The following is an 8,658-nucleotide window of genomic DNA, read 5'->3' as shown; positions in this document are numbered from 1 at the left end:
GGGCCCACGGAGCAGGACCGGAGCGAGGGCATGGCGAGCATTAGCGAGCCACCGAACGAAAGGGGCAAAAGCGCTTTGGTTACTTTCCGCCGGGCCGCGCAGGCTTTTCGAAAGTGACTCGCCGTAAGGGCGAAACCAATAGCCGCCGTTACCGAAGCAACGGATATGTACGCATACCCAAAGGCCTACTTACTCAACGCATGCTCAGCCCGCACCGAATTCATAAACGCCTGCATCGCCGAAGACTGAATACGATGACGCCGGGTAATCAACCCATACGGCGGCAACCGCGCTTCAAACTTGATCGGCAACACCGCCAGCAAATCACGCCCCGGATAATCCTCGACCACCGACACCGGCGTCACGCCGAGCATGTCGGTCTGCTGGATCAACGACAGCAAGGTCATGATCGACGTGGTTTCAACAATACTGCTGGGAATGTCGACCCGCGCATTGTGAAACACCTGATTGATGATCGCGCGCATCGGGCTCGGTTGCTGCTGCAACACCCACGTCATGTTCTGCAATTCCGCCCAGCTCAGGTTTTTCTCCCGCGCCAATGGATTCTGCGCACCGGCAATCACGCACAGCTCCTCTTCACCCAAGCTATCGAACAGCAATTCTTCAGCCCGCGCACCCGCCGGAATCCGCCCCAACACAATGTCGAGCTGATCCTGCAACAGTGCCTGCACCAGTACATCACTGGTGTCGACCTGAATGCTCATCGACAACCGTGGATGGCTTTTCTTCAAGGTGGCGATGGTGCGGGTCAACAACCCCGAGGCCAACGCCGGAATCGCCCCGACGGCGACTCGCCCGAGGTTGCCGGATTCAAGCGCAACCAGTTCTTCACGCATGCCGCTGAGTTCGGCAAACACCATGCGCGCGTAGTAGATGACGGTCTCCCCGAACGGGGTAGAGCGCATGCCCCGAGGCAGACGTTCGAAGAGTTCGACGCCGAGCAAGTCCTCGGCCTCGTGCAACATCTTGGTCGCCGCCGGTTGGGTCATGCCGATGTGGTCGGCGGCGCGGCGCAGCGAGCCGAGCTCCTGCAACGCCAGCATCAGCCGCAATTGGCGCAGACGCAGTCGACTGTGGATCACATTGGCATCAGGAATTCGGGTCATGGGCCGCGCTCGCGAAAAAGACTGCGGCAAGCCTGACAACAAATGTCAGGCGTTGCCAGCATTGCCGTGTCACAGCACCGATTTGGTCTTGGCGACGTGAGGTTTGCGCAGGCCCATCAGGCTGCTCAACCCTTTGGAAATCAGCGGCCAGAACAGCATCAGCAGCGCCGCCGTGGTCAGGCAACCCACCAACGGGTTGGACCAGAAAATCCCCAAGTGGCCGTCAGAAAACAGCATCGATTGACGGAACGCATCCTCAGCCTTGTCCCCTAGAACAGCCGCCAACACCAGCGGCGCAATCGGGTAACCGAGTTTCTTGAACAAGTAACCCAGCGCGCCGAAGCCCAGCATCAGCACCACGTCGAAGAACGAGTTGTGCACCGAGTAAGCACCGATGGCGCAGACCATGATGATGATCGGCGCAATGATCGAGAACGGAATGCGCAGGATCGAAGCGAACAGCGGCACGGTAGCCAGCACCACGATCAGGCTCACCACGTTGCCCAAGTACATGCTCGCAATCAGGCCCCAGACAAAATCGTGCTGCTCGACGAACAACGTCGGGCCAGGGTGCAAGCCCCAGATCATCAAGCCACCGAGCATCACCGCTGCCGTAGCGGAACCGGGAATGCCCAAGGTCAGCATCGGTAGCAGGGCGCTGGTGCCGGCGGCGTGGTCAGCGGTTTCTGGGGCGATCACGCCTTCGAGTTCACCCTTGCCGAAGTTCTCGCGATTCTTCGAGAAGCGCCGCGCCAGGCTGTAGCTCATGAACGAGGCAGCCGTTGGGCCGCCGGGCGTGATGCCCATCCAGCAACCGACCAGCGTGCTGCGCACAATCGTCCACCAGTAACGCGGCAACTTGGCCCAGGTACGCAGAATTACCATTGGCGTAATGCGCGCATGTTCGCCGCGAAACACCAGGCCTTCCTCCACCGTGCAAAGGATTTCACCGATGCCGAACAGTCCGATTACCGCCACTTCGAAGCTGATGCCCGTCATCAGGATTGGCTGGTCGAAAGTCAGGCGCAGGTTGCCCGATACGGTGTCCATGCCGACCGCCGCCATGGCGAAACCGATCATCATCGCCACCACGGTTTTCAGCGGCGGGTTCTTGCTCATGCCGATGAAGGTGCAGAACGCCAACAGGTACACCGCAAAGAACTCCGGCGAACTGAACGACATGGCGAATGCGGCGATCTTGGTCGACAGGAAGGTCAGCAACAACACCCCGGCCAATGCGCCGATCAGTGCCGAACTGAAGGCGGCGGTGAGGGCTTCGGCGGCGCGACCTTCGCGGGCCATCGGGTAGCCGTCGAAGGTCGTCGCCACCGATGAGGGCTCACCGGGGATGTTGAACAGGATCGAGGTGATCGAGCCGCCAAACAGCGCGCCCCAATACATGCACGACAGCAGAATGATCGCCGACACCGGCGACATGGTGAACGTCAGCGGCAGCAACAACGCCACGCCGTTGGGGGCACCGAGGCCGGGCAGTACGCCGACCAGAATGCCCAGCAGCACGCCGATCACCATCAGGCCGATGTGGCCCGGGGTCAGGATCAGGTTCATGCCTTGCAGCAGGGAATCGAACTCGCTCATTTGAAATTTCTCCCGGCCAGGGCAATCCAGTCGCCCATCGGGCCGGCATCCAGCGGGACCTTGAACCACAGCGCGAAAATCAGGTAGCTGGCCAGCACCGCGCCGAGGGACACGCTGCCGATCATCAGTTTGCCGTAAGGCTTGGCGCGGACCTTGTCACGCCACATGAACCAGGCGATGAAGCAGGCCGACGCCACGTAGATGCCGGTGAACGGCATGGCGCCAACGAACAGCGCAATCGGGATGAACACCGACAGCACTTGCTTGAACGCACTGCGGCTGACGAATGCAATGCTCAGGGCGTGCCAGCGCACCAGGGTCAACACGCCGTTGGCCACGCTGGCGGCGCTGAGCATCAGGCCGATGTAGAAGGGGAAGTAACCCGGCTCGGGGCCGGAATCGCCCCAGCCGATACCTTGTTCGACACTGCCGAACATCACCACCACGCCGATCAGCGCGGTGAAGACGGTCAGGCCGAGTTCGACCCAGCGGGTACCGACCAGCGCCGGTGAATCCGAAGAATGGGACATGAAGACACCTCCAGAGGTGACGGCCGTGCGCAGGCGGACGGCCGTCGGCAACTCAGTTTTTCAGCCAGCCGGCTTCTTTGAACACCGGGGTGACGCGGGCGGTGTCTTTCTCAATGTAGGCGGTCAGCGGCTCGCCTTCGAGGAAGGTGGGCACCAGTGCGTTCTGTTTGACGTAGGCCTTGAACTCCGGGGTTTCGGTGACTTTGCGCATCAGCTCGACATAGAACGCCCGTTGCTCGACGGTGACTTCGCCGGGCATGAACACGGTGCGCGGGAAGCGGTACTGATCGATGCCCAGGCCCTGCTCGTGACAGGTCGGCACGTCGGCCCAGGATTTGTCGCCGGCGACTTTCTCGGTGTAGCTCATGCGCTCTTTACTGAACACGCACAGCGGCTCGACCTGATCACCGCGCCATTGGCTGATGCTTTCGCTGGGGTTGTTGACGTTGGCGGCGATGTGTTTGCCGGCCAGTTGGGTCGCGGCTTCGCTGCCGCTCTTGAACGGGATGTACACCAGTTTGCTGTTAGTGGTCTGGTTCAACAGCAAGGTGAGGGTCTGGTCCACGTCCTTGGACTGGCTGCCGCCCATGCGCAGGTTCGACGGGTCAGCCTTGACCGCTTCGTAGAAGCCCTTGGCGTCCTTCCACGGTGCGTCTTTGTAGCTCCAGAGAATGAAATCGTCCTCGGCCACGGCGGCGATGGGGGTCAGTTCCTGCCATTGGTAGCCGAGCTTGGACACCAGCGGCAACAAGTAGATGTTGTTGGTGCCGATCACCAGTTTTTCCGGATCGCCCTTGTTCATTTTCAAGTCGAGGAAAGCTTCGGCGCCATTGCCGCCGCCCTTGTTGAGGACGATGGTATTCACGTCGAGCAGCTTGTGGGTGGTGATGATCGACTGGATCAAACGGCCGAGCTGGTCGGTGCCGCCACCGGGACCGCCAGCGACGACGATTTCGACGTTCTTGTCTGGTTGCCAGGCGGCGTGGGCCAGGGCGGGAAGGGCGCCGGCGGCGACCAGCGTGCAGCCAAGAAACAGACGGGATGTGCGACGGACGAATGCATTTCGCATGGAAGGGCCTCGTTTTTGTAGTTGTTATGAGTGACTTGTCTGAGCGGTAAAGCTGCAAGCCTGGCCCGAGTGTGGGAAGCCGCAGGCGTCGCGTCTAGTCAAAACAATACATACACCGATAGCCTGGGGTTATAGCTCGGCACGGGAAAAATCGTGATGATCGCCGCAGGCCTTGTGCCAGAGCAGTTTGAGTGGAAAGTGTGTGCAGGCCTTATCCATTGAAAGCCCCCTGAAAGCAGGGCATGACATAACCCGAGGCTATCGCCTTATTTCAAGTTTTGATTAGACGGTTATCAGTGAGCCTTCGATAGTGCTCACCAATGCCGTGAAAACACGGCAAAACGCGAACCCTGTAGGAGCCGGCTTGCCGGCGATTGCGGTGTATCAGTCAACATTGATAGCGCCTGACATTCCGCAATCGCCAGCAAGCCGGCTCCTACAAGGTCGGTGTTTGCAACTTCACAAAAATAATAAATTCGAGGTACGCACCATGGCTCGTTCCAGTGCTTCCCTGCAATTGCCCGCAGCAGCAGCCACACCGCTGACCGGCACCACCAAGGCCAGCAATGTGCGCTGGCGGATCTTCGCGATCATCTTCGCGTTGACCATGGTCAACCTCATCGACCGGGTGTCGCTGTCCATTGCGATGCCGACCATCGCCCATGAGTTTTCCCTGTCGCCAAGCATGCAAGGCCTGATCCTCAGCAGCTTCTTCTGGGCCTATGCGCTGTTGCAGATTCCCGGCGGCTGGATGATCGACCGCTTCGGCCCGCACCGGGTCATCAGTTGGTCCACCGGGTTGTGGGGGACGTTTCAAGTGTTGGCGGCATTTGCCACGGGCGGCTTGTCATTGTTGTTCGCCCGCGTTGCACTCGGTGCTGCCGAGGCTCCCTTGTTCCCGTCGGGCGGCAAGCTGATTTCGTTGTGGCTGGCGCCAAGCGAGCGCAGTCGCGGCGCGGTGCTGATGGACAGCGGCAGCCCGTTGGGCGTGGCGTTGGGCGGGCTAATCATTGCTTATCTGATCGCGTCGCTGGACTCATGGCGCCTGGCGTTCGTGATCGCCGGTATCGCGACGCTGGTACTGGCGTGGCTGGCGCGGCGATACCTGCGCGATGACCCGGCCAGCCACCCGCAAGTGAATGCCGAAGAGCTCGAGAAGATCAACGCCGGGCGCGCCACGCCGGCAGCCGAAGCGGCGCGAGTGCCGGTCAAAGGCCTGGGTATTGCGGCGCGTTCCCTGAGCGGTTTGCTGATCGGCCGCGCCAGTTGGGCGATGGTGTATTTCGGCTTGCTGACCTGGGGCCCGAGTTATCTGGCGCAAGCTCGCGGCTTCGATATCAAGGGCATTGGCGCGGCGACCTTCGTGATTTTTGTCTGCGGTGCGCTTGGCTCGTTGACCGGTGGTTTCCTCTGCGACGGGCTGATCCGCAAAGGCGTCAGCCGCGGTGTGGCGGTCAAGAGCCTGCTGGCGTTTTCCGGCCTGGTGGCCCTCGGCGCGTTCCTGTTGTTGCCGACCCTGACTAACCCTTTTGCCGCCGTGGCGTTGTTGGCCATGACTGCGTTTTTCCTGATGTGGGGCAGCCTCTACTGGAGCTTCCCGGCATTGCTGGCGGCGCCGGCGCGGGTCGGTCTGATCGGTGGCGTGATGAACATGGCCGGCAGCACGGGCGGGATTGCGGTGCCGATCCTGGTCGGCGTGATCCTGCAAATGGCCGGTGGATTCGCGCCGGTGCTGGGGTTCTTTGCGGCGTGTTCGGCGGTCTTCGTTTTCGCCACGCTGTTCATCAGCCTCGACGAGGTGCGCCATGACTGAGTTGTATACGGGGCCGATCATCGACGCCCATCACCACTTCTGGGACCCGACGATCAATCACCATCCGTGGCTCGCGCCTGAAGCCAGGATCCCGTTTCGCTACGGCGACTACAGCGCGATCAAGCGGCGCTATTTTCCCGACGATTACTTCGCCGATGCCGGTCCGCATAACGTCGTGCAAACGGTGTACATCGAGACCGAATGGGACCCGCAAGACCCGATTGGCGAAACCCGATTCATTGAGGGTTTGGCGGCGCGTTACGGCGTACCGAATGCGATCGTCGCGCAGGCCTGGCTCGATCATCCGGATGCCATCGCGGTGCTCACCGAGCAGGCGAGTTTCAAGTGTGTACGCAGCGTGCGCCACAAACCCGGTGGCCCGACTTCGACGGCGCAGGTGGGCCATCTGCGCAGCCTGATGAGTGATGAACACTGGCGCCGCAGTTACGCCGCGCTGCAAGGGCTGGGGCTGCATTTCGATTTGCAGACACCCTGGTGGAACCTCTACGAAGCCGAACGGCTGGCCCGGGACTTTCCCGGCACCACGCTGATTCTCAACCACGCCGGGTTGCCCAATGACCGCAGCGCCGAAGGCCTGGCGGGATGGCGTCTGGCGATGGCACGACTGGCCGAATGGCCGAACGTGCAGGTGAAGGTTTCCGGCCTGGGCCTGAAAGGGCAGGCGTGGCGCGCCAAAGACAATGCATGGATCGTGCGCGAAGTGATCGCCATGTTCGGCACCGAGCGAGTGATGTTCGCCAGCAACTTTCCGGTGGACAGCCTGTGCGGCTCGTTCGACGACATCTACAGCGGTTTCAAATCCATCGTTGCTGACCTGCCATGGGCGGATCAGGAGCGCCTGTTCTACAGCAACGCGCAGCGGGTTTATCGCTGCGAGCCTAGCGCCATTGACCGTACATGGCCCGAACCCTTGAGGAGTGAAGCATGAGCAAGACAACCATCGCCATGGTCCTGGGCGACCCGGCGGGCATCGGCCCGGAACTGATCGCACGCCTGCTCGCGGAGCCTCAGGTTCGCAGCCAGGCCAACGTGATCCTGATTGCCGACGAGGCGGAAATGCGGCGCGGCATGCGCATCGCCGGGGTGGAATTTCCGTACCGTCGCGTCGAGTCGCTGGATCAGCTGTCATTTGTCGATGACACGCCGTTGTTCTATGACTTTCGCGGCGACACCATCGGCGAATTCCCCCGCAGTGAAGCCAGCGTCATTGGTGGTCGCTACAGCCTCGACACTCTGGAAAAAGCCCTGCGTCTCACCGAGGCCGGCACCACCGGCGCGGTGCTGTTCGGGCCGCTGAACAAGACCTCGCTGCACATGGCCGGCATGGCCCACAACGACGAGTTGCACTGGTTCGCTGAGCTGCTGGATTTCCACGGGCCGTTCTGCGAATTCAATGTGCTCGACAACCTCTGGACGTCACGGGTGACCTCGCATGTGGCCTTGGCGGAGGTGCCGGGCATGCTGACGCAAGCGCGGGTGGTGGAAGCGATCCAGCTGATCGACACCGCGCTCAAGCGCAACGGCCTGGCGAAACCGCGCATCGGCGTGTGCGGTCTGAACCCGCACAACGGCGACAACGGCTCGTTCGGTCGCGAAGAACTGGACATCATCGGTCCGGCCGTACGTTCGGCGCAGGCGTTGGGGATTGCGGCCGAAGGTCCGTATCCGGGCGACACGATTTTCCTCAAGGTGCAGGGCGATGCGAGCGCCTTTGACGCGGTGGTGACGATGTACCACGACCAGGGACAGATCGCGATCAAGTTGATGGGCTTCTCCCGTGGGGTGACGGTGCAGGGCGGCTTGCCGATCCCCATCACCACACCGGCGCATGGCACCGCGTTTGATATCGCGGGACAGGGCAAAGCCAACCCCGGAGCGATCCGTCAGGCCTTCGAAATCGCCTGCCGCATGGGCACCAACCACTACTGACACCCCACAAAACTCACTGACACACCGCAAAGCTAACTGACACACCGCAACTCCCTGTAGGAGCCGGCTTGCTGGCGATGAGGGCCTGACAGACACACATAAAGTGACTGTCAGACCTCAATCGCCAGCAAGCCGGCTCCTACAGTGGATGGTGGTGTTGCCAGTATTTGTGATCAATGCAAAACCCTGTAGGAGCTGGCTTGCCAGCGATGAGGGCCTGACAGACACAGATGAAGTGACTGTCAGAACGCTATCGCCGGCAAGCCGGCTCCTACAGTAATGCGTGGTGTTGCCAGTATTTGTGATCAATGCAAAACCCTGTAGGAGTTGGCTTGCCAGCGATGAGGGCCTGACAGACACAGATGAAGTGCCTGTCAGACCGCTATCGCCGGCAAGCCGGCTCCTACAGTAATGCGTGGTGCTGCCAGGTTGTTCAATCAACGCAAAACCCCATGTGGGAGCGAGCCTGCTCGCGATAGCGCTCTATCAGTCACTGCAATGTGCCTGTCAGATCGCCTTCGCGAGCAGGCTCGCTCCCAGAGTTGTTTTTTTGGGGGAGGGCGCCTGATA

General features: G+C 61.1%; 7 protein-coding genes. 3 read left to right on the top strand and 4 right to left on the bottom strand.

Annotation, left to right across the window (positions count from 1 at the left end):
* Nucleotides 1-185: 185 nt before the first annotated feature.
* The 4 genes from PMI32_RS15495 to PMI32_RS15510 form a co-directional block, all read right to left on the bottom strand.
* The gene (locus PMI32_RS15495; RefSeq protein ID WP_008029067.1) at nt 186-1,127 is read right to left on the bottom strand and encodes a LysR family transcriptional regulator; all 942 of its coding nucleotides are present in this window, start codon (nt 1,125-1,127) and stop codon (nt 186-188) included.
* Between the two features lie 69 nt (nt 1,128-1,196).
* Complete coding sequence (locus tag PMI32_RS15500; protein WP_008029065.1) at nt 1,197-2,726, bottom strand: tripartite tricarboxylate transporter permease; 1,530 nt, start codon at nt 2,724-2,726, stop codon at nt 1,197-1,199.
* On the bottom strand, nt 2,723-3,256 hold the full coding sequence (locus PMI32_RS15505) for a tripartite tricarboxylate transporter TctB family protein (protein WP_008029063.1): 534 nt from the start codon (nt 3,254-3,256) through the stop codon (nt 2,723-2,725). The genes PMI32_RS15500 and PMI32_RS15505 overlap by 4 nt, the downstream gene beginning before the upstream one ends.
* 52 nt (nt 3,257-3,308) lie before the next feature.
* Nucleotides 3,309-4,325 (bottom strand): Bug family tripartite tricarboxylate transporter substrate binding protein, encoded by a 1,017-nt coding sequence (locus PMI32_RS15510; protein ID WP_008029060.1) that lies wholly within the window; start codon nt 4,323-4,325, stop codon nt 3,309-3,311.
* A gap of 490 nt (nt 4,326-4,815) precedes the next feature.
* Here PMI32_RS15510 and PMI32_RS15515 point away from each other — a divergent pair, with 490 nt between their 5' ends.
* The 3 genes from PMI32_RS15515 to PMI32_RS15525 are packed head-to-tail and all read left to right on the top strand — an operon-like array spanning nt 4,816 to nt 8,088.
* Nucleotides 4,816-6,138, top strand: a complete 1,323-nt coding sequence (locus PMI32_RS15515; protein WP_008029058.1) for an MFS transporter — start codon at nt 4,816-4,818, stop codon at nt 6,136-6,138.
* Nucleotides 6,131-7,087, top strand: coding sequence for an amidohydrolase family protein (locus tag PMI32_RS15520; protein ID WP_008029057.1), 957 nt, complete (start codon nt 6,131-6,133; stop codon nt 7,085-7,087). Before PMI32_RS15515 ends, PMI32_RS15520 begins: the two co-directional genes overlap by 8 nt.
* Nucleotides 7,084-8,088: a 4-hydroxythreonine-4-phosphate dehydrogenase PdxA gene (locus PMI32_RS15525; protein WP_008029054.1), complete on the top strand. Its 1,005-nt coding sequence runs from the start codon at nt 7,084-7,086 to the stop codon at nt 8,086-8,088. The genes PMI32_RS15520 and PMI32_RS15525 overlap by 4 nt, the downstream gene beginning before the upstream one ends.
* Nucleotides 8,089-8,658: the final 570 nt, after the last annotated feature.

The sequence above is a fragment of the Pseudomonas sp. GM60 genome (assembly GCF_000282415.1).
GTDB lineage: Bacteria > Pseudomonadota > Gammaproteobacteria > Pseudomonadales > Pseudomonadaceae > Aquipseudomonas > Aquipseudomonas migulae.
Note: the sequence above shows the minus strand (reverse complement) of the source record. Positions and strands in the feature narration are given on the sequence as shown.

Coding starts and splice junctions, on each gene's coding strand:
- PMI32_RS15510 (WP_008029060.1), bottom strand. CDS start 4,325: ATGCGAAATGCATTCGTCCGTCGCACATCCCGTCTGTTTCTTGGCTGC.
- PMI32_RS15515 (WP_008029058.1), top strand. CDS start 4,816: ATGGCTCGTTCCAGTGCTTCCCTGCAATTGCCCGCAGCAGCAGCCACA.
- PMI32_RS15525 (WP_008029054.1), top strand. CDS start 7,084: ATGAGCAAGACAACCATCGCCATGGTCCTGGGCGACCCGGCGGGCATC.
- PMI32_RS15500 (WP_008029065.1), bottom strand. CDS start 2,726: ATGAGCGAGTTCGATTCCCTGCTGCAAGGCATGAACCTGATCCTGACC.
- PMI32_RS15520 (WP_008029057.1), top strand. CDS start 6,131: ATGACTGAGTTGTATACGGGGCCGATCATCGACGCCCATCACCACTTC.
- PMI32_RS15505 (WP_008029063.1), bottom strand. CDS start 3,256: ATGTCCCATTCTTCGGATTCACCGGCGCTGGTCGGTACCCGCTGGGTC.
- PMI32_RS15495 (WP_008029067.1), bottom strand. CDS start 1,127: ATGACCCGAATTCCTGATGCCAATGTGATCCACAGTCGACTGCGTCTG.